This window comes from Actinomadura rupiterrae (genome assembly GCF_024172125.1).
GTDB lineage: Bacteria > Actinomycetota > Actinomycetes > Streptosporangiales > Streptosporangiaceae > Spirillospora > Spirillospora rupiterrae.
Genome location: NZ_JAMZEA010000013.1, coordinates 285,398 through 304,661, shown reverse-complemented (window position 1 = coordinate 304,661; position 19,264 = coordinate 285,398). Strand labels below are relative to the sequence as shown.

Sequence of the window (19,264 nt, the reverse complement as noted above, 5' to 3'; positions counted from 1 at the left end):
GTCCTCCGAGCGGTCGGCGGTGGGAAGCGGGCACGTGAGGTGAGGGCTCGGCGGCGGGGAGTGGGCGCGGAAAAGGAGATGACGGGGGCCGTACGCTTGGGGCGGGTACGGGGTGAAGCGGAGGGAATCGAGCGTGGTCAAACCAGTGATCGTGACCGTCGACGACGATCCGGGCGTGTCCCGGGCCGTGGCGCGGGACCTGCGGCGCCGGTACGCCGAGTCGTACCGGGTGCTGCGCGCGGAGTCGGGGCCGCAGGCGCTGTCGGCGTTGCGGGAGCTGAAGCTGCGCGGCGACGACACGGCGGTGCTCGTCGCCGACCACCGGATGCCGGAGATGACGGGGGTGGAGTTCCTCGAACAGGCGATGGACCTGTACCCGTTCGCGCGGCGGGTGCTGCTCACCGCCTACGCCGACACCGACGCGGCGATCCGCGCGATCAACGTCGTGGACCTCGACCACTACCTGCTCAAGCCGTGGGACCCGCCGGAGGAGAAGTTCTACCCGGTGATCGACGCGCAGCTGGAGGCGTGGCGGCGGACGGACCGGCGGCGCCCGGGCGAGCTGCGCGTCGTGGGACACCGCTGGTCGGCGCGGTCCTACGAGGTGCGCGACTTCCTGGCCCGCAACCAGGTGCCCTACACGTGGCTGCTGGACACCGCGCCCGAGGCCACCGAGCTGCTCAAGGCCGCGGGCGATCCCGAGCTGCCGCTGGTGGTGACGGCCGAGGGCACGCAGCTCAGCGCGCCCACCGATGCCGAGCTGGCCGCCGTGGTGGGCCTTTCCACCTCGCCGGGCGCGGAGTTCTACGACCTGGTCGTGGTCGGCGGCGGACCGGCCGGGCTGGGCGCCGCGGTCTACGGGGCGTCCGAGGGGCTGAACACCGTGCTCATCGAGCGGCACGCGTCCGGCGGGCAGGCGGGGCAGAGCTCCCGGATCGAGAACTACCTCGGCTTCCCGGACGGGGTGTCGGGCGCGCAGCTGGCCGACCGCGCGCGGCGGCAGGCCGAGCGGTTCGGCGCCGAGCTGATCACCACCGGCGAGGTCACCGGGATCCAGGCGCACGGCCGCGCCCGGGTCGTCACCCAGGCGGACGGCTCGACCATCGCCGCGCACGCCGTCATCCTCGCCACCGGCGTCGCCTACCGCAGGCTGGACGCGCCCGGCCTGGACGACCTGGTCGGACGCGGCGTCTACTACGGCGCCGCGATGGCCGAGACGCCCGGCTGCCAGGGCGACGAGGTGTACATCGTCGGCGGCGCGAACTCCGCCGGGCAGGCGGCGGTGAACCTGTCCAAGGTCGCCAAGAGGGTGCACATCCTGATCCGGGGCGAGAACCTGGAGCGGTCGATGTCGCACTACCTGATCGAGCAGATCGCCGAGATCGGCAACATCGAGGTGCACGCGGGCACCGCCGTCACCGAGGGCCGCGGCGAGGACCGGCTCGAACGGCTGGTGCTGAGCGGCCCGGACGGCGAGCGGACCGTCCACGCGCACTGGCTGTTCGTGTTCATCGGCGCCGAGCCCGGCACCGGCTGGCTGGACGGCGTGGTCGAGCGCGACGAGCACGGCTTCGTCCTCACCGGCCCGGACCTGGTCGTCGACGGGCGGCACCCGGCCGACTGGGAGCCGAACCGGCAGCCGTACCATCTGGAGACCAGCATGCCGGGCGTGTTCGCGGCCGGCGACGTCCGGTCCGGCTCGATCAAGCGCGTCGCGTCGGCCGTCGGGGACGGCGCGATGGCCGTCGCCCTCGTCCACCGCTACCTGGAGCAGGCATGAGCACCGCCGTCGAGCCGGCCGAGCTGCGCCGGCTGTTCCTGTTCGAGGACCTGGACGACGAGAAGCTGGAGTGGCTCGCGGCCTACGGCTGCGAGCGCACCTACGCCGAGGGCGAGGTGATCTGCGCGCAGGGCGACCCGGCCGAGTTCTTCTACGTCCTGCTGGACGGGCAGGTCGCGATGAGCCACCAGGTCCGCGACCACGCCGTGGAGACGACCCGGTCCGACACGCCGGGCGTGTACGGCGGCGCGGTGCAGGCCTATATCGGCGAGCGGATCGAGCAGAAGTACGCGCACACGCTGCGCGCGCTGCGGCCGTCGCGGATGTTCGAGCTGCCCGCGCGCAAGTTCGGCAAGGCCGTCCGGTCCTGGTTCCCGATGGCCACGCACCTGCTGGAGGGCGTGTTCTTCGGCATGAACAACGTCCGGCGGCTGGTGGACCAGCGGGAGCGGCTGACCGCGCTCGGCACCATCACCGCCGGGCTGACGCACGAGCTGAACAACCCGGCCGCCGCGGCGGCGCGCGCCGCGTCCGAGCTGGGCGACCGGCTGATCGGCGCGCAGAAGCGGCTGGTCGAGCTGGCGTCGGACGGCGTGGACTGCGAGCACATCGCCCGGCTGGTGGCGCTGCACGACCGGCTGCTCGGCGGCGACCGGCAGCCCGCGCTGGACCCGATCGCGGTCAGCGACGCCGAGGACGAGCTGGGCGACTGGCTGGAGGAGCACGGCGTCGGCGACGCCTGGGACCTGGCGCCGTCGCTGGTCGCCGCCGGGATCGGGGTGGACGTCGCGGACCGCGTCGCCGAGATCGCGGGCGACCGGCTCGGCGTCGCGATGCACTGGCTGACCGAGACCATCGAGGTCGCGCAGCTCCAGTCGGAGATCTCCGAGGCGACCACGAGGATCACCGGCCTGCTCGACTCGGCCCGGCAGTACTCCCAGCTGGACCGCGCGCCCTACCAGAGCGTGGACCTGCGCACGCTGCTCGACAGCACGCTCACCATGCTCAAGCGCAAGATCCCGGTGGACGTGCGGGTGCGCACCGACTACGCCTCCGACCTGCCGGACGTCCCGGTCTACGCGGCCGAGCTGAACCAGGTGTGGACGAACCTGATCGTCAACGCGCTGGACGCGATGGACGGCTCGGGCACCCTCAGCATCCGGACGTTCCGCGAGGACGACCAGGCCGTGGTCGAGATCGGCGACACCGGTTCGGGCATCCCGGAGGAGAACCTCGACCGGATCTTCACGCCGTTCTTCACCACCAAGGCGGTCGGCCGAGGCACCGGCCTCGGCCTGGACATCTCGTGGCGGATCGTGGTTTCCCGGCACGGCGGCGACATCCAGGTCACCTCGCGTCCGGGCGACACGCGCTTCCAGGTGCGCCTGCCGCTCGTCGCGCCGACCCCGCCCGAAGGCTCCGACGTCGGCAACGACGAGGAGTAACGGACACCGGAACGCGCCCCTGCTCGCGGGGGCGCGTTCTCGCGTTTCAGCCGCCGTGCCCGAAGGCCAGGGCGTAGCCGGGACCGGAGTCGCGGTAGACGTCGCCGTGGCCCCAGCTCAGCACCTCGAACCGGACGTGGACGGCGTGCACGCGGCGTCCGGTCAGCTCGGCCATCATCTCCTCGGACAGGTCGATGATGGCCGGGATGTCGTGCTGCGCGATCGCCCAGGCGGCCGGACCGAAATCCTCCACCAGGCCCGTCACGGTGTGCCCGTGGTAGGCGATCCGGACGCGGGTGCCGAGCGGCCAGTACGGGCTGGCGACCGTCCGGTAGGACATGCGGGCGCCGCGCGCGGTCGCCTGGTCCCAGAAGGACGTCGCGGTCGCCGTCCCCGCCGGTAACCGGACCCGCTGGCGCGAGGGCGACGGCGCGGGCCGCGGCACCGGAACCGTCGGCCGGGCGGCGTCCGCGACCTGGTCCACGGTGGCTGCACGGTCGGCGCCGCCACGCGGTGGATGCGCGCCGGTCCGATCGAGTGGCCGGCGCCCCGCGCCCCGATCGGCCGCCTGGCGCTCAGTGGCCCGGTCGCGCGATGACCTGGCGGCGGCCCGGTCGCGGGGCGATCGTGCAGAGGCCGTCCGCAGGGACTGCGGGTCGGGGGATTGCAGCGCGAACGCGGCGGCGGCCCCGCCGATCAGCACGGTTCCGGTGACCGGGACGAGCAGGAGCGCCGCGATCCGGCCGCGTCCCGGCGGCGGCGCGGGAGCGGTCGGGCGGGGCGGGGTCTCGGGGAGCTCGAACTCGGCGAGGAGCGCCGCGAGGTGCTGCTCCATCGCGCGTTCGGGCAGGTCGAGCAGCTCGGCCAGCAGCGCGTTGCAGCGGCCCGCCACGATCCGCCCGAAGACCTGCGTCTCGCGTGCGGTGAGCGTGGCGCGGTTGTGCCGCAGCGTGCGGGTCCCGGCGTCCGGTTCGTCCGGCGGGACGAGGGCGGGCGGGCCCCCGGACCGCAGCACGAGCCGGGTGAGCCTGACCAGCTGGTCCGCCGCCTCCCGGGCCGGTTCGTTCACGCGTCCTCATCCTCCCGGAAGCCCGCGCAATCGCATACGGAGCGTCATCACATGCCGACAATGCGGAGTGTAGGGTCTGGATGGGGTCAACGGAAGGTATTCCGGAGGTAAGGCGGCGCAAGAGTGACCGCAGGGACCGGCCGTCCTGCCGCCGCGTCCCGCCGGTGGCAGAATCGAACCGTGAGCGACCCGGAGCAGACGCGGCAGGAGTCCGGTACGGCGGCCTGGCACGGCCGGATAGCGGACGGGCCGGACGCGCCGTCCGGGCCCGGCGCGCGGTCGGGGACCGGTGCGCCGTCCGGGTCTGGCGCGCGGTCGGGGTCCGGTGCGTGGTCGGGGTCCGGGCGGATCGAGCACGTGCGCGGTGACGCGCTGACCGGCGACACCGCGCAGACCTCGGGCATGCGGCGGCTGGAGGCGATCTCCGGCCGGACGGTCGGCTCCGAGCGGTTGTGGATGGGCCGCACGCACGTCGGCCCGGCGACCAGCTCGGGCGACCACCACCACGGCGAGGCCGAGACCGCGATCTACATCGTGTCCGGGCATCCCGTGTTCGTCTTCGCCGAGGGCGACCGCGAGGTGCGGGTCGAGACCGCGCCGGGCGACTACATCTTCGTCCCGCCGTACGTCCCGCACCGCGAGGAGAACCCGTCCGCGGACGAGGAGGCGGTCGTGGTGATCGCCCGCAGCACCCAGGAGGGCATCGTCGTCAACCTGCCCAGCCTGTGGGCCGGCATCGACCGCCCGGACGCGCCGCAGGGCTGACGGGCCCGGCCGGTCAGTAGGACTGGAGTTCCAGCAGGTTGCCGTCGGGGTCGCGCAGGTGCGCCGAGCGCAGCCCCGGACCCCACTCGGGACGGTCCGCCGGAGCCGCGACGACCGGCGCGCCGAGGGCCTCCAGCGCGGCGGTGGCGGCGTCCACGTCGTCCACCTTGAACACCAGCATCGAGCGGTCCTGGCCGGAGGTGGCGGGTTGGCCGGAGGTTCCGGCGACGGCGGCGATGGCCGCGCGCCCGAACAGCGACAGGACGGCCTCGCCGTTGAGGTCCCAGTTGGCGTAGCGGGCCTCGGGGATCACCTTCACCGGCTCGACGCCGAGCAGCTCGCGCAGGGCGGCGGTGTAGAAGCGGGCGCAGGCGTCGAAGTCGTCCACCAGCAGGCGGGGGTAGAGCAGGTCCATGGCGGTCCTCGGTTCCTAATCGTTGGTCATAGCCAATGATTGACTGGCCCCTACTATAGGGACATGGACCGACCCGCGCGCCGTACCCCGCCCCGGATGCTGGACGTCACCACCTACGTCCTGGCCCGCGCTGGACGACTCGGCCGAGCCCGGATGGCCCGCATGATGGACGGCCACGGCCTCGGCCTCTGGCACTTCGCCGTGTTGTCCGCGCTGGACGACTCGGCGGGCCCGCCCTCGCAGCGCGACCTCGGCGCGCGCCTCGGCATCGACCCCAGCGACCTGGTGGACGTCGTCGGCGTCCTGGAGGAGCGCGGCCTGCTGCGCCGCGACCGCGACCCGTCCGACCGCCGCCGCTACATCATCGCCCTCACCCCCGAGGGCCTCGCGGAACTGGACGCCGTGGCCGCCCGCGCCGCCGACCTGGACGCCGACCTGCTCGCGCCGCTCGACCCGTCCGAGCGCGCGGCCTTCACCGGCATGCTCCGCCGCGTCCTGGACCACCAGGAGGACGTGGCCGCCCCCAGCGAGCCGCAATGACAACAGGGCCCGGTTCCGGTGGCGCGCCCACCGGAACCGGGCCCCAGACGGACCGGAACGCCCGTCAGTCGAACAGGTCGGGCTGCTCGCGGGTGATCTGGTCGTACAGCGGCTGGTAGTTGATCCAGGCGACCAGGTCGTTGCCGAGCTGCTGGTGCGTGAGCTCGGCGTTCTCCTTGCTGATGTGGACGACCTGCCCGGCGGCCTTGGCGAGCAGCTGCACCTGGCAGGAGCGCTCCATGGTGATGAACCACCAGGCGGCTGCGTCCACCGAGTCGCCGACCGTCAGCAGGCCGTGGTTGCGCAGGATCACGGCCTTGTGGTCGCCGAGGGCCGCGGCGATCCGCTTGCCCTCCTCGACGTCGGTGACGACGCCGGTGTAGTCGTCGAACAGCCCGTGGTCCTCGTAGAACGCGCACACGTCCTGGGTGATCGGCTCCAGCTTCTGGCCGAGCGCCGAGATCGCGCGGCCGTAGGTGGAGTGGCTGTGCGCGGCGGCCACGACACCCGGGCGGGCCTGGTGGACCTGCGAGTGGATCGCGAACGCGGCCTCGTTCACCGGGTAGCGGCCCTCGACGACCTGGCCGGTGTGGTTCACCAGGATCAGGTCGCTGACCTTGATGTGCTTGAACGACATCCCGAACGGGTTGACCCAGAAGTGGTCGGTCAGCTCCGGGTCGCGGGCGGTGATGTGCCCGGCCACGCCCTCCTCGAAGCCGAACTTGCCGAAGATCCGCAGCGCCGCGGTGAGCCGCTCCTTGCGGTGCCGCCGCTCCTCCTCGACCGTCGCGAACGTCTCCGGCAGGCGGAAGATCAGGTCCTTCGCCGGCAGCATCTTGTCCAGGAACTCTTCCTCGGCCGACATCGGCGACTCCTCGGGGTTGGCTACACCCCCACCAAAGCGCACCCTTACCCCGCTCGCCTAGCCCGGCCGGGCCCAATGCGGGCGGACCCCGTTGTCCGTAGCGGACAATGAAGGGGTGGAGGAACCCGACCGCTACCTGCGGCTGCTGCTGGACGGCGCGTCCGACCCGTCCCTGCTGGACGCGACCGTCGCCGCCGCCCGCGCCCGCTCCGCCCAGGTCGGCGAGCTGCCCGAGGCGGAGGTCCGGCGGCACGTCCGGGCGCTGATCGAGGGCGTGCTGGCCAGCCTGGCCACCGGCACCGGCGAGGCCGACCCGGCCGCGCTGGACGCCGCCGGACGGCTCGGCTCCGACCGCGCCCGGCAGGGCGTCCCGGTCGCCGCGCTGCTGGACGGCTTCCAGGCCGGCCGCGAATACCTCGTGCGCCGCCTGACCGGGGAGGGCCGCCGCCAAGGCGTCCCGGACGGCGTCCTGCTGGACGGCCTGACCGCGATCGACGGCGTGACGACCGCCCTGGTCCACCGGATGGTGCATGCGCACCGCACCGCCGAGCTGGAGATGGCCCGGACCACCCGCGAGGGCCACGCCCAGCTGCTGCGCCGCGTCCTGCACGGCGAGCACACGCCGCGTCCGGCACCGCTCGACCCGTCGACCGCCTACCACTGCGTCGTCTCCGATGTGAGCGACCCGTCCGTGGCTTCCCGGCTGGAGCGCGCGCTTACCGAGGCGGGGCCCGGCCTGTCCGCGCTGGTGGACGGCCGGATGGTAGCCCTCGTCGCCCGCCTCCCCGCCCCCTCAGCCCTCGCTTCTCGCCCGCCCGAACCGTCCACCCTCGGTGCGCGCCGATCCGAGCCGTCTGCCCTCGGTGCGCGCCCGCGCGAATCGCCCGCCCCGGCCTCCCACCCGGGTGCGGAGGTGCCGCTGATGGTGGCCGCGCCGGCGCGGCGTCCCGCGGAGGTGGCGCCGATGTACGCGCTGGCGCGGCGCGCCCTCGCGGCAGGGACGCGCGCCGGGCTCACCGGTCTCCGGCGCCTGGACGACCTGGCCCTGCTGACCGCCACCGACGGCGAGCCCGACCTCGGCCGCCTGCTCGCCGATGGCCTGCTACAAGCCCTCGACCCCCGCGACCCGTTCCACCGCGAACTCGCCGAGACCGCCCTCGCCTACCTGGACCACGGCTCCCGCATCGAACCGACCGCCGCCGCCCTGCACGTCCACGGCAACACCGTGAAGTACCGGCTGCGCCGCCTGCGCGAACTCACCGGCCGTCCGCTGACCGCCGAGTCGGTCGCGCACACCGCGCACTGGTGGTGGGCCCTGCGCACCTGGCTGCGCCGCTGACCGCCCGCCGCTGACCGCCCGCCGCTGACCGGCCGGTGCCCGGAGTGTCGGTGGCGGATGATGGGATGGGGCGGCACGCCGGGACGCACCGGCGGCGATCGTGACAAGGGGGGAGCGACGTGGCGAACGCACCGCGGCTCGGCACCGTGATGTGGCCGATCCAGTCCTGGCCGGAGACCGGCGAGCTGTTCCGGCGCGCGGAGGAGCTCGGCTTCGACACCGCCTGGGTCTACGACCACACGGCCTGGCGGGGCCACACGCCCTGGTACGACGGCTACACCACGCTCGCCGCGGCCGCCGCGGTCACCTCGCGCGTCTGGCTCGGCACGCTGGTGACCTCGCCGAACTTCCGGCACCCCGTCCCGACCGCGCACGCGATCCGCACCATCGACGACATCAGCGGCGGCCGCTACACCGCCGGGATCGGCGCGGGCGGCACGTCCCGTACCTCCGACGGCGGCCTTCTGGGCGGCCCCGACTGGACGCCGGGCGAGCGCGCCGGCCGCCTCGCCGAGTGGGTGGAGCTGCTCGACCTCGCGCTGCGCGGCCCCGAGACCAGCTACGACGGCGAGTACTACAGCGCGCAGGAGTTCCGCGTCGGCGACGGCTGCGTCCAGCGCCCGCGCGTCCCGTTCTTCATCGCGGGCGGCGGCCCGCGCGGCATGCGCCTGGCCGCCCGCTACGGCGAGGGCTGGGTCACCACCGCCAACGGCCCGCAGTCGGACGACCCGTACGAGCTGGTCCGCATCCAGCTCGGCCAGCTGGACGAAGCGTGCGAGTCCGAGGGCCGCGACCCGGCCGCGCAGCGCCGCCTGCTGCTGACCGGCTTCACCGACGAGCCGTGGCTCGACTCGTCCGAGTCCTACGCCGACCTGTCCGGCCGCTACGCCGAACTCGGCATCACCGACATCGTCCTGCACTGGCCGCGCCCCGACTCCGACTGGGACGCCGACATGAAGACCTTCGAGACCATCGCCACCGACCACACGTCCTGAACGCGCGTGCCCCGGCCCGGACGCGCCGGGCCGGGCCGGGGGCCGTTCTCACCTGGAGGGCGGGGCCTCGTCGGTGTACCCGCACGTGAGGATCAGGTCGTAGTCCTCGGAGTCCTTGCCGGTGCTGCTGCTTTCCAGCGGGGCTCCGGTCCTCGGGTCGATCACGAGCCGGTTGGTGCCCGGGCCGACTCCCTCGCTCTCCCTTCCGATGCGGGTGAGGGCCTCGCCGCGCCGTCCCCTCCGGTCGGTGACGGTGCCGAGCGAGCGGACGTCCGGCAGATCGGCGAGCACGCGGTAGGTCGCGGCCCGCAGCCCGGCCGGCACCGGCCCGATCGACGAGGCGATGATGTACATGGCCGCCGCCCAGAGCTGGGCGGAGTCGCCCTCCACCGGACCCATGAGCCCGTCCGCGCGGGTCCAGGCCAGCAGTTGCCCGCGCAGAGTCGCCGGGTCGTGGGACAGCCTCGGAATGTCCAGCCCCCGCGGAGCCTGCCGCCACGCGCCGGGTTCGCTGACCATCGGCCAGCCGCGACCGGGCACCGGCCGCATGCTGATCAGTTCGCACACGTCGGGCTTCTTGGGCCCGTCGGCCTCCGGGCCCCCGATGCGGCCCGGGCGGGGCCCCCGACTGGGAGTGGAGCAGACCGGCACCTGTGCCGGGCTGCCCGCGGCACGCCATGCCGCGTCGTCCGCCGGGGTCAGGGGACGGGCGCCGACGTCCTGCCAGGTCGACCAGCCGGTGCCGCCGGGCGCCAGGGCGTACCAGTCCTGCGAGACGCTCCGCCGCATGACCTTGAAGCGGTGGTCCGGCCGCCCGATCGTCTCCGTCCGGCCGCGCTCGGTCGCGAACGTGTAGTAGCGCCCCTTCGCCGAGGCCGCCGCGGACTTGGTGGCCGCGGCGAGCAGGACGCGCCGGGCCTGGAACTCGGGCGGGACCGGCGCGCGTCCCGAGCCGTCGCCTGTCACCATGGCCAGCGCGCCTGCCGTGAGCGCCACTGCGGTACCCGCTGCCGCGACGGGCAGTAGCCCGGCCCCCCGCATCCGAAGTGCGCGCGTCCCCGGCCGGCGCAGTGCGCGCGTCCCCGGCCGGCGCAGTGCGCGCGTCCCCGGCCGGCGGAGCGGGGGCGGCTCGGCGGCTCCGGCCGCCTCCAGGAGGCGCGCGCGGCCGGCTGCGGCGACCTCGGCGTCGGGCTTCGGCTCGGCGAAGACCTGCTCGATCAGCGTCATCTCGTCCATCAGGCCTCCTCGGAGCGCAGGGTCTGGTCGCCCAGCGCGCGGCGGAGTCGGGCGCGGGCGCGGTTGAGGCGGGATCCGACGGTGCCGGTCGGGATCCCGAGCGCTTGGGCGATGTCCTCGTAGCCGAGGCCGCCCAGTGCGGAAAGGAATACGACGTCCCGCTCGCCCGGTGAGAGCGCGCGCATGGCCTTCACCAGGTCCGGGCGCAGCGTCTCGGCGGCGACGCGCGCGGTCACCCGCTCTTCGTGGCCGTCGATGGCGTACTCCGCGTCCATCCGGCTCATCGCCTTCAGCCGCCGCTGCTCGGTGCGGCGGTGGTGCGACACCAGGTTGGTGGCGATCCCGTACAGCCACGGCCGGACGGACGAGCCGCGCGACGGGTCGAAGTCGGCGCGGCGGCGGAAGGCGATGAGGAACGTCTCGGCCGCGAGGTCGTCGGCGGTCTCGCGGCCGAGCCGCGCCGCCAGGTAGCGGTGGATGTCGTCGAAGTAGCGGTCGTACACCAGCGCGAAGCCCTCGGGCTCGTGCACGGACGAGGCGACGAGTCCGGCGTCTCCGACCACTTCGCCCGCCTCGGGAGGTGCTGTCATCGGCGTCCCTTCAGGTCACGGTCACCCTGTTGTTGGCCGATCTCCCGGGTTTCTTCGCATCCGGGCGCGCGGGCAGGCCACCGGACGCCGGGCGCCGGTGTTCTGCCTGGTGGCGAGGGTTATTGGTACATCTGGCCGCAGACCGCGATGCGGGCGAGGTCCGCCCAGGACATGGCGGTGATGTCGCGGACGTAGGAGCGCGCCGGGGCGTCGGCGGACGCGCCGGCCAGCGGGACGCGCGCGCCGTCGGCGGCGTCCCAGCCGCCGACGCTGCCCGCGACCGCGCACTCCAGGTAGGTGGCCGGGTCGAAGTTGTACCAGCGGGCCGGGGTGGCGCGGCGGCCGGAGCCGGGCGGGCGCGGCGCGTCCACGCCGAAGCGGGCGCCCTGGCCGGGCGGCTGGTCGGCGAAGTCCTCAAGGTCGGCGAGCTGGGACAGCAGGACGCGCTCCCAGTCGGCGTGGTCGGCCGGCTCGTCGCCGGACAGGGCCAGGTCCTTGCTGCGCCAGGCGGGGTCGAACGGCGGCGGCGCGGTGAGCGCGGCGGCGGTGAACATCGCGGCGACGTCGTCCGGCTCCAGGTCGGAACGGTCCCGCAGGGGGGTGCTCACCTTCCACAGCGCGCGCAGGAACGCCGACAGCGACCACGACGCCGACCGCGCCTCCTGCCCGAGTTGCAGGAAGTGCAGGTACAGCTCGCGGTTGGTGCGCAGCATCGGCTCGTCCGGGCCGCCGACCCAGTAGTGCTGCTTGTGCGGGACGCCGCTCTCCAGCACCAGGACGCGGGCGAGCGCCGAGATGCGCGAGTCGAAGCCCGCCACCCGGAACTCGTTGCCGATGTCGTCCTGGCGCATCACGTCCCACGTGCTCATCCGGGCCCTCCACAGTCGGGTCTGGCGTGCTCCCGCCGCCTCGCCGCACATGATCCCATCTCGGCCGCACGCCGCCAGTAGCGGCCGCGTCACTTTCCGGACTCGGTTCCCGCCCCGTGCGGGACGGGGCGGGAACCGCGCCCGGCGGGTCACCCCTTGGCGCGGCGGGTCAGCCCTTGGCGCGGTGGACGACCTGCAGCTCGGTGAAGCCGTGCAGCCCCCACGGGCCGTTCTCGACGCCGACGCCGCTCCACTTGAACCCGCCGAACGGCTGGTGCGGGGCGAGCGCGAGGTGGGTGTTGACCCAGGACGTGCCGCATTCGAGCCGTCCGGCGATCTCGGCCGCGCGGTCGGCGTCGCCGCCCCAGACCGATCCGGACAGGCCGAAGTGCGTACCGTTGGCGCGCGCGATCGCCTCGTCCAGGTCGCGGTAGGCGACGACCGGCAGCGCGGGGCCGAACTGCTCCTCGTCGACGATCCGGGTGCCGTCCTGGGCGCCCGCGAGGATCGTCGGCTCGAAGAAGTAGCCGGGACGGTCCAGCGGACGCCCGCCCGCCGCCGCCTTCGCGCCGCCCGCGAGCGCGTCGGCGACCAGCTCCGACACCCGCTCGAACTGCGGCCGGTTGTTGATCGGACCGAACTGCACGCCCTCGTCGGTGCCCGCGCCGACCTTCGCCTCGCGCGCCCGCGCGGCCAGCGCCTCCACCACGTCGTCGTAGATCGCCTCGGGCGCGTAGACGCGCTTGACCGCCGAGCAGACCTGGCCGTTGTTCATGAACGCGGCGCCGAACAGCTTGTCGGCGACGGCCGCCGGGTCCACGTCGTCCAGCAGGATCGCCGGGTCGTTGCCGCCCAGCTCCAGCGTCACGCGCTTGAGGTCGGGCGCGGCGGCCGCGGCGACGCGCTTGCCGGTCGCGACCGACCCGGTGAAGCTGATCTTCCGCGGGACGGGGTGGGACGTCATCCACGCGCCCAGGTCGTCGCCGCCGCTCACCACGTTCAGCACGCCGGGCGGCAGCACGTCCCGCAGCGCCTCGCCGAGCAGCAGGCTCGACAGCGGCGTGTACGGGGACGGCTTGAGCACGACGGTGTTGCCCGCCAGCAGCGCCGGGCCGAGCTTCCACGCGGCCAGCAGCAGCGGGAAGTTCCACGGCGTGATCGCCGCGACGACGCCCAGCGGGCGGCGCACGACCTCGACGAACGCCGCGTCGTCGTCCTGGATGACCTCGCGCGGCAGCTCCAGGTCGGCGAAGTACTTCAGCCAGACCCCGGCGCCGACCGCCTCCATCGTCGCGTCCTGCAGCGGCTTGCCCTGCTCCAGCGTGATCACCGCGCCGATCTCGGCGGACCGCGCGAACAGCACGTCGGCCGCCGCGCGCAGCGCCTCGCGGCGCGCCTTCTCGTCCGCGCGCCAGGGCCCGTAGGCCGCGGCGGCAGCGGCGAAGGCCGCGTCGAGCTGGTCCCGGCTCGCGTCGGGCGCCCGCTCGGCCACCTCCCCGGTGGACGGATCGACCACCCCGAACGTCGCGGACGTCTGGGCCGCCTCGCCGCCGACCGTCATCGTGTACCCGGCCATGGAACCTCCCACCTCGGCGCCTACCGAACGACGTTCAGTATTCACCCGCGGGCGCCGCGCCACCACCCCGGCTCAGTGCCGCCTGATGAACTCTGTGCCGCCGGGTGAAGTCGTTACCGCCCGGCGAACTCAGTGCCGCCTGGCGAACCGGTGCGGGACGACCTGGGCGCGCATCCGGGCGGACGGCCCGTCGTAGCGGGCGCCGTCCACGGTGAAGCGGGTGGCGGCGGCGTAGCGCTCGGTGCCGAAGGCCGGGTGGCGCGGGACGGTGAGGTCGAACCGGACGGATTCCTCCTGGCCGGGCGCGAGCGGGCCGAGCGTGCAGTGCAGGCGTCCGGCCGCAGGGCTCGTGCAGCCGGCGTCGTCGCGCACCTTCCAACCGGCCGGGACGCGCGCGTCGAGCTCGATCCCGCTCACCGGGCGGCTGCCGTAGTTGCGGACCGTCCAGCGGAGGTGTTGCACCTCGCCGGGGATCGGACGGCGGTGGTCGGCGTGCCCGGCGAGCCCGAGATCCGCCGGGTAGACACTGCGCGGCGCGCCCGCGATGTGGGCACTTTGCAGCAGGGCCGGGCGTGGCGCGGCCGCCGGTTCGGCGTTGGCGGCGGCCGGGGCCAGGGCTCCGAACGTGAGGGCGGTGAGCGCGAGCGCGGCGAAACGGTGTGTGTTCATTTGGTGACCCTTCGTGCGTGAATTCGCACGGCACGCTAGTCCTCCCGGACCGTCCGGGCACCGACCGGGCCGCCACCGGCGCGTCGTGTCGCGCGGCTACCCGAAGCGACGCCGGGCCTGCGGGACGTGCCCGGACCAGTCGGAACGTGGCCGGAGTCGGCAGGAGACTGGCCGGTTCCGGCAGCGCGGGTGGGCTGGGCCGGACGCGCGGGACATCATCGCGCTCATGCGATCACGACTCTCCGCGGCGCTCGTCGCGGGTCTCACGATGACCCTGGCGGGCGGGACGGCGACGGCGGCGTCCGCGCGGTCCCCGATGGCGCCGGCGCCCCGGCCCGGCCTGGCGAACCCGCACCCCTGCGACGGCCAGCCGGGCTTCACGTGCGCGACGCTCCGGGTCCCGCTCGACCACCGGGACCCGGCCAAGGGCACCCTCGACCTCCAGGTCGGGATGTCCGACAACACCAACGCCCCCAAGGGCACGCTGCTGTTCCTGACCGGCGGACCCGGGCAGCCCGGCGTGCCGTTCCTCACCCGGCTCACCACGCAGCGGCTGCCGGAACTGGCGAAGAACTACCGGTTCGTGATGATCGACCAGCGCGGCACCGGGCAGTTCGGCGCGATCGACTGCCCGAAGATGCAGGCGCAGGTCGGCAGCTCCGACATCGCACCGCCCACCCGCGACGCCGTCGCCGAGTGCGCGGGCGTCGTCGGCGACAAGCGCAGCTACTACACGACCGAGGAGACCGTCGGCGACCTGGACATGTTCCGGCGCGCGCTCGGCACCCCGAAGTGGGTGGTGGACGGCGTGTCCTACGGCTCGTTCACCGCGGCGAACTACGCGGCGTTCTTCCCGGGCCACGTCAGCAAGGTCGTCCTGGACTCGGTGCTCCCGCACAAGGACCCGAACCACGAGCAGATGCTCTACACGACCGGGCAGAAGGCCGTCGGACGCGTCCTGCGCGACGCGTGCACGACCGCGCCCGCCTGCGGCTACGACCCGGCGAAGGACGTCGCCTACCTCGCCCGGCACCGCAAGGACGCCGTGCTGCTGTGGGACATGCTCGTCTCGTACGAGTTCTTCGACCCGTCCTACCGCGACCCGAACCCGCCCGCGCTGCCCGCCGGGACCGGCGACGTGATCGGCGCGATGCACGCGGCCCGGCAGGGCGACCCGGCACGGCTGGACAACCTGATGAAGCTGATGGCGCCGGGCGGTGACCCGGTCGCCTCGTTCAGCGCCGGCCTGCACGAGGCCACCATCTGCGGCGACGGCCTGTTCCCCTGGGGGACGTCCGAGACCCCGGTCGCGCAGCGGCCCGCGGCGCTGGAGTACGCGCGGCGGCACCTGCCGGTCAGCGCGACCTGGCCGTTCACCCGCGACACCGCCGCGGGCGGCGGGTTCATCCAGGAATGCCTGACCTGGCCGGTCGCCCGGCACACCGCCGAGGCGAAGACCAAGCTGCCGCCCGTCCCGATCCTGCTGGTGAATGGCGACCGCGACCTGTCCACCCCGATGGAGTGGGCCAAGGAGGAGCTGGCGAACGCGCCGCGCGGCAAGCTCGTCATCGTCAAGGGCGCGAGCCACTCCATCCAGAACCGCGAGCGCGGCACGCAGGGCCGCGAGGCCGTCTACGCCTTCCTCAACGGCTGATCCGGCGTACCGCCACGCGCCGCCGCCCGGTCACGGGGCCGCCCGACCGGACGGCGGCGCGCGTTCCCTTCAGACCTCGCCGGTTGGCGGGCTCGTCAGGTGGTGAGCATGCGATCGACGAGGGTGCGGTAAGCGCGGAGCGCCTGGCGCAGCCGCTCGGTGTCGGACGGACCGTCCTTCTCGGTGCGCCACCGCTCGTCCAGCTCGTGCTTGCGGGCGGTGAGCGCCTGCCCGATCGCGTTGACGACCTCGGCGGCCAGCTCGTCCGCCTGGCGGACGGCCTCGGACGGATCGTCCACGAACCCCGTCTGGACCTCGCGCCACCGCTCCCGGAACCGCCCGGCCTCGGCCTCCGCCAGCAACGCCCCGCCGGACACCCCGGACGCATCGGACGTGCCGGTTGCGCCGGTCGTGCCGGGCGCAGTGGGGCGATGCTCGGGGAACCGCTTCGGGACCTGCTTCGGGAACCGCGTCGCCACCTCGTCCGACCCCTTCTCCGGGGTTTCGTCCGGGCCGGTCGGCCCATCCGGGCCGCGGTGTCCGGCGACGATGGGGGCGGTGTCCTCCGGGTCGGTCTCGGGCGGCCGCCCGGCCACCCGCACGTCAGGCGCGTCGCTCGGCGCCTCGGGCTTCGGCGCGGAGGGCTTCGGTGCCGCGGAACCAGGTGGTGCGGAACCAGGTGGTGCGGAACCTGGTGCGGCGGAATCTGGTGCCGTGGGCTTCGGCGTTGCCGGGTTCGGCGGGCCGGGCTTCGGGTCCGGGGGAGTGGTGGGCACTGCGATCAGCTCCTCTGCTCGGGACCGTCGTCGCGACGCCCGGCGACCGGCTCGTCCGCGCGCCCGTCGACGCGCGTCTCAGCGGCAGCCTCGGCCGGACTCTTGGCTGGTTCCGCCGCGGAGTCCGCGGAGTCCGCGGAGTCCGCGGACTGCGCGGGGTTCGCGGCGGCCTCGGCGGAGCGCTCGCCCTCCGGGACGGCCAGCAGGTCCTCGAACAGGGCGCGGTAGTGGACCATGGCCTGGCGCAGGTCCTCGGTCGAGACCCCGTCCCGTTCGGCGCGGACGCCGATGTCGTGGCCGCGCCGGTAGTGGTCGAGGGTCCGGCCGTGCTCCACCGACAGGTGGGCGGCGCGGTCCTCGAAGTCGCGGGTGGGGTAGCCGCGCTCGGCCATCACGGCGGTGACCAGCCGGTCCGCCTGGGAGACGGCGGCGCCGGGGGCGTCCACGAACTGCTCCTGGACGTGCGTCCACTGCTCGCGGTACAGCTCGCGCTGCCGCGGGTCCAGATCGTGCAGCGGCAGCTCCTCGTGCCGCTTCTCGCGGGACATCAGCTCGCGCTCGGCGGCGGCCCGCCCGCCCTCCCGCTCGACGGCGCGGTCGTACTCGGGGCCGAAGCGGCGCCGCAGCCGCCGGGTGCGGCCCTGCCGGAGGGCCGGCAGCAGCGCGGCGGCCAGGGCGACGACGATCACGACGGCGACGACGACCATCACGGCGGTCGACATTGCGTCCTCCTGGTGCGTCTACTCCGATGGACTCCTCGGAACGGACGCGCGGCGAGGCGCGCCCGGGACGAACCGTCCGCCGATGCCCCGGCGCCGCCCGTCGAAACGGGCACCGCAACACGGACCGACCGTGAGGGGTGAATCGGTCAGACCCGGATTGGTGCCGCAAAGTCGGATCGTCCCCGCGATCCGGGGTGTTCATGGTCTGATGGGGCGGTGGCCGCGTCCCCACGGCGCGGCCGGCGAGGGGAGGTGACGCGCGGTGCGGCACGCTGCCGGACTCCTGCTCGGCGTTCTGCTCACCCCCGCGCTGCTGGCCGGGGCGGCCTGGGGCTATGCGCAGGCGGCCGAGTCCTTCGACGGCGGTGACCGGGTCATCACCGACCACACCCGCGGCTACGGCGCGTTCGCCCTGCTCGCCGCGGTCGGGCTGGCCGCCGGGGTGGTCATCGTGGCGCGCTGGGCGTCGCCGCTGGTCTCGCTCGTCCCGGCGCTGGCGCTACTCGGCCTGTCGGCGGCGTTCCTGGCCGACCCGGGCGCGGTGCTCGGCCTTCCCGCACGCGCGCACGCGCCGGGCGACCTCGACTTCGGGCTGCGGATGCTGCTCGGCTCCGGCGTGGACGCGATGCTGGGCTTCGCGCTGCTCGTCCCCACCTGGGCCCCGCGCCGCTGGGGCGGACGCGACGCCGATGAGGCTCCCGTCGAGTCCTACTCCCCGGCGGGCCGCTGACGACCGCGCCCGGGAAGCGGACGGCAAAAGGCCGTCCGGCACCGGGCGGGGAGTCCGGTGCCGGACGGCAGGGACGGGGACGCGTGTGGGGACCGCGTCACCGGGGCCGATGGAGGGTTACTTGCCGGCCTTGCCGACGAACTCGGTGGTGTAGGTCTTGGACAGGTCGATGGTGTCCTTCTTGCCCTTGACGTTCGGCGAGAACTGGGACAGCACCTCCAGGACGTTCTTCGCGCCGTCGGCCGGCATCACGCCGTCGGCGGTGAACATGCCGATGGAGTCGCCGATGGCCTTCTTGTAGAGGGCCGGGTCGCCGCCCGCGTAGTCGGCGGGCATCTTCGCGGCGATCTCGTCCGGCTTGTGGGCCTTGATCCAGCCGAGCGTCTTGACGAAGGCGTTCGCGAGCTTCTGCACGGTCTGCGGGTTCTTCTTGACGTAGGCGCAGTCCATGTACAGCGAGGCCGCCGGGTAGAGGCCGCCGAGGGCCTTCTGCGTGCCCTCCTTGGTGCGCATGTCCAGCAGCACCTTGCCCTTGCCGGACTGGGTGAGCTTCGCGATCGTCGGGTCGGTGGTCATGCCCGCGTCGATGCCGCCGTTGCCGAGGGTGGCGATGAACGTCGCGCCCGCGCCCGCCTTGACGGTGGTGTAGTCCGACGGCTGGACGCCGGCCCTGACGGCCAGCGCCCGGGTCAGGAAGTCGGTGGACGAGCCGGGGCTGGTGACGCCGAGCTTCTTGCCCTTGAACGCGGCGGGCGAGGTCAGCTGCCCGGCCTTGTCGGCGGCGACCATCTCGGCCTCGCCCGGGACGTCGGCGAACTGCACGACGCTCTCGATGCACTTGCCCTTGGTCTGCAGGTCGATGGTGTGGTCGTAGAAGCCGACCACGCCCTGCACGTCGCCGGAGATCAGCACGTTCTCGGCGATCGCGCCGGCCGGCTCGGTGAGCAGCTGGACGTTGAGGCCCTGCTCCTTGAAGTAGCCGAGCTGGTCGGTGAGCTTGGCGGGCAGGTAGATGACCTTGTCGATGCCGCCGACCATGATCTTCACCGAGCCGCCGGAGTCACCGGCCGACGAGGACGACTTGGAGCTGCGGCAGGAGGTCAGCGACAGGGCGGTCACGGCGGCCAGGGCGGCCGCGCCGACGCGGTAGGAAGTGCGCATGGGGTGGGGACTCCAGGGACGAGGAGGGAGAGAGAGGGGGACCGCTCGCCGTCGGCGAGGGCCGGTCC

19 protein-coding genes are annotated in these 19,264 nt (G+C 74.0%); 8 read left to right on the top strand and 11 right to left on the bottom strand.

Annotated features, from left to right (window positions below):
• The first annotated feature begins 133 nt into the window (after positions 1–133).
• The gene (locus tag FHU30_RS38165; RefSeq protein ID WP_253882445.1) at positions 134–1,780 is read left to right on the top strand and encodes an NAD(P)/FAD-dependent oxidoreductase; all 1,647 of its coding nucleotides are present in this window, start codon (positions 134–136) and stop codon (positions 1,778–1,780) included.
• Entirely contained in the window at positions 1,777–3,225 is a 1,449-nt protein-coding gene (locus FHU30_RS38160; RefSeq protein WP_253882444.1) for an ATP-binding protein, read from the top strand. The genes FHU30_RS38165 and FHU30_RS38160 overlap by 4 nt, the downstream gene beginning before the upstream one ends.
• A gap of 46 nt (positions 3,226–3,271) precedes the next feature.
• On the opposite strand, the gene FHU30_RS38155 is transcribed toward FHU30_RS38160, so the two are convergent.
• Positions 3,272–4,294 (bottom strand): hypothetical protein, encoded by a 1,023-nt coding sequence (locus tag FHU30_RS38155; RefSeq protein ID WP_253882443.1) that lies wholly within the window; start codon positions 4,292–4,294, stop codon positions 3,272–3,274.
• 180 nt (positions 4,295–4,474) lie between these two features.
• On the opposite strand from FHU30_RS38155, the gene FHU30_RS47415 reads away from it, so the two are divergent.
• Positions 4,475–5,059, top strand: a complete 585-nt coding sequence (locus FHU30_RS47415; RefSeq protein WP_253882442.1) for a cupin domain-containing protein — start codon at positions 4,475–4,477, stop codon at positions 5,057–5,059.
• 13 nt (positions 5,060–5,072) lie between these two features.
• Here FHU30_RS47415 and FHU30_RS38145 read toward each other — a convergent pair whose 3' ends face one another.
• Complete coding sequence (locus FHU30_RS38145) at positions 5,073–5,474, bottom strand: VOC family protein (RefSeq protein ID WP_253882441.1); 402 nt, start codon at positions 5,472–5,474, stop codon at positions 5,073–5,075.
• A gap of 63 nt (positions 5,475–5,537) precedes the next feature.
• Between FHU30_RS38145 and FHU30_RS38140 the strand changes: the two genes are divergently transcribed.
• On the top strand, positions 5,538–6,014 hold the full coding sequence (locus tag FHU30_RS38140; RefSeq protein WP_253882440.1) for a MarR family winged helix-turn-helix transcriptional regulator: 477 nt from the start codon (positions 5,538–5,540) through the stop codon (positions 6,012–6,014).
• A gap of 64 nt (positions 6,015–6,078) precedes the next feature.
• Here FHU30_RS38140 and FHU30_RS38135 read toward each other — a convergent pair whose 3' ends face one another.
• Positions 6,079–6,879, bottom strand: coding sequence for a class II aldolase/adducin family protein (locus tag FHU30_RS38135; RefSeq protein WP_253882438.1), 801 nt, complete (start codon positions 6,877–6,879; stop codon positions 6,079–6,081).
• A gap of 115 nt (positions 6,880–6,994) precedes the next feature.
• On the opposite strand from FHU30_RS38135, the gene FHU30_RS38130 reads away from it, so the two are divergent.
• Positions 6,995–8,218 carry an RsbRD N-terminal domain-containing protein gene (locus tag FHU30_RS38130; protein ID WP_253882436.1) on the top strand — a complete coding sequence of 408 codons (1,224 nt, stop codon included), beginning with the start codon at positions 6,995–6,997 and terminating at the stop codon, positions 8,216–8,218.
• Between the two features lie 119 nt (positions 8,219–8,337).
• Positions 8,338–9,213, top strand: a complete 876-nt coding sequence (locus tag FHU30_RS38125) for an LLM class flavin-dependent oxidoreductase (RefSeq protein WP_253882435.1) — start codon at positions 8,338–8,340, stop codon at positions 9,211–9,213.
• Positions 9,214–9,261: 48 nt separating this feature from the next.
• On the opposite strand, the gene FHU30_RS38120 is transcribed toward FHU30_RS38125, so the two are convergent.
• The 5 genes from FHU30_RS38120 to FHU30_RS38100 all read right to left on the bottom strand — a co-directional run bounded on the left by FHU30_RS38120 (position 9,262) and on the right by FHU30_RS38100 (position 14,153).
• Positions 9,262–10,449 carry a hypothetical protein gene (locus FHU30_RS38120; RefSeq protein WP_253882433.1) on the bottom strand — a complete coding sequence of 396 codons (1,188 nt, stop codon included), beginning with the start codon at positions 10,447–10,449 and terminating at the stop codon, positions 9,262–9,264.
• The gene (locus FHU30_RS38115; protein WP_253882432.1) at positions 10,449–11,039 is read right to left on the bottom strand and encodes an RNA polymerase sigma factor; all 591 of its coding nucleotides are present in this window, start codon (positions 11,037–11,039) and stop codon (positions 10,449–10,451) included. The genes FHU30_RS38120 and FHU30_RS38115 overlap by 1 nt, the downstream gene beginning before the upstream one ends.
• Positions 11,040–11,158: 119 nt before the next feature.
• Complete coding sequence (locus FHU30_RS38110; protein WP_253882431.1) at positions 11,159–11,908, bottom strand: hypothetical protein; 750 nt, start codon at positions 11,906–11,908, stop codon at positions 11,159–11,161.
• Between the two features lie 169 nt (positions 11,909–12,077).
• The gene (locus FHU30_RS38105) at positions 12,078–13,484 is read right to left on the bottom strand and encodes an aldehyde dehydrogenase family protein (RefSeq protein WP_253882430.1); all 1,407 of its coding nucleotides are present in this window, start codon (positions 13,482–13,484) and stop codon (positions 12,078–12,080) included.
• 129 nt (positions 13,485–13,613) lie between these two features.
• A complete protein-coding gene (locus FHU30_RS38100) occupies positions 13,614–14,153 on the bottom strand; it encodes an NEW3 domain-containing protein (protein ID WP_253882429.1) in 540 nt (179 codons plus the stop codon).
• A gap of 226 nt (positions 14,154–14,379) precedes the next feature.
• Between FHU30_RS38100 and FHU30_RS38095 the strand changes: the two genes are divergently transcribed.
• Positions 14,380–15,807: an alpha/beta fold hydrolase gene (locus FHU30_RS38095; RefSeq protein WP_253882428.1), complete on the top strand. Its 1,428-nt coding sequence runs from the start codon at positions 14,380–14,382 to the stop codon at positions 15,805–15,807.
• Positions 15,808–15,902: 95 nt separating this feature from the next.
• Here FHU30_RS38095 and FHU30_RS38090 read toward each other — a convergent pair whose 3' ends face one another.
• Positions 15,903–16,409: a hypothetical protein gene (locus tag FHU30_RS38090; RefSeq protein WP_253882427.1), complete on the bottom strand. Its 507-nt coding sequence runs from the start codon at positions 16,407–16,409 to the stop codon at positions 15,903–15,905.
• 179 nt (positions 16,410–16,588) lie between these two features.
• Positions 16,589–17,305 (bottom strand): hypothetical protein, encoded by a 717-nt coding sequence (locus FHU30_RS38085; RefSeq protein ID WP_253882426.1) that lies wholly within the window; start codon positions 17,303–17,305, stop codon positions 16,589–16,591.
• A gap of 262 nt (positions 17,306–17,567) precedes the next feature.
• On the opposite strand from FHU30_RS38085, the gene FHU30_RS38080 reads away from it, so the two are divergent.
• The gene (locus FHU30_RS38080; protein WP_253882425.1) at positions 17,568–18,035 is read left to right on the top strand and encodes a hypothetical protein; all 468 of its coding nucleotides are present in this window, start codon (positions 17,568–17,570) and stop codon (positions 18,033–18,035) included.
• Positions 18,036–18,152: 117 nt separating this feature from the next.
• Here FHU30_RS38080 and FHU30_RS38075 read toward each other — a convergent pair whose 3' ends face one another.
• Positions 18,153–19,196: an ABC transporter substrate-binding protein gene (locus tag FHU30_RS38075; RefSeq protein WP_253882424.1), complete on the bottom strand. Its 1,044-nt coding sequence runs from the start codon at positions 19,194–19,196 to the stop codon at positions 18,153–18,155.
• Positions 19,197–19,264 lie beyond the last annotated feature (68 nt).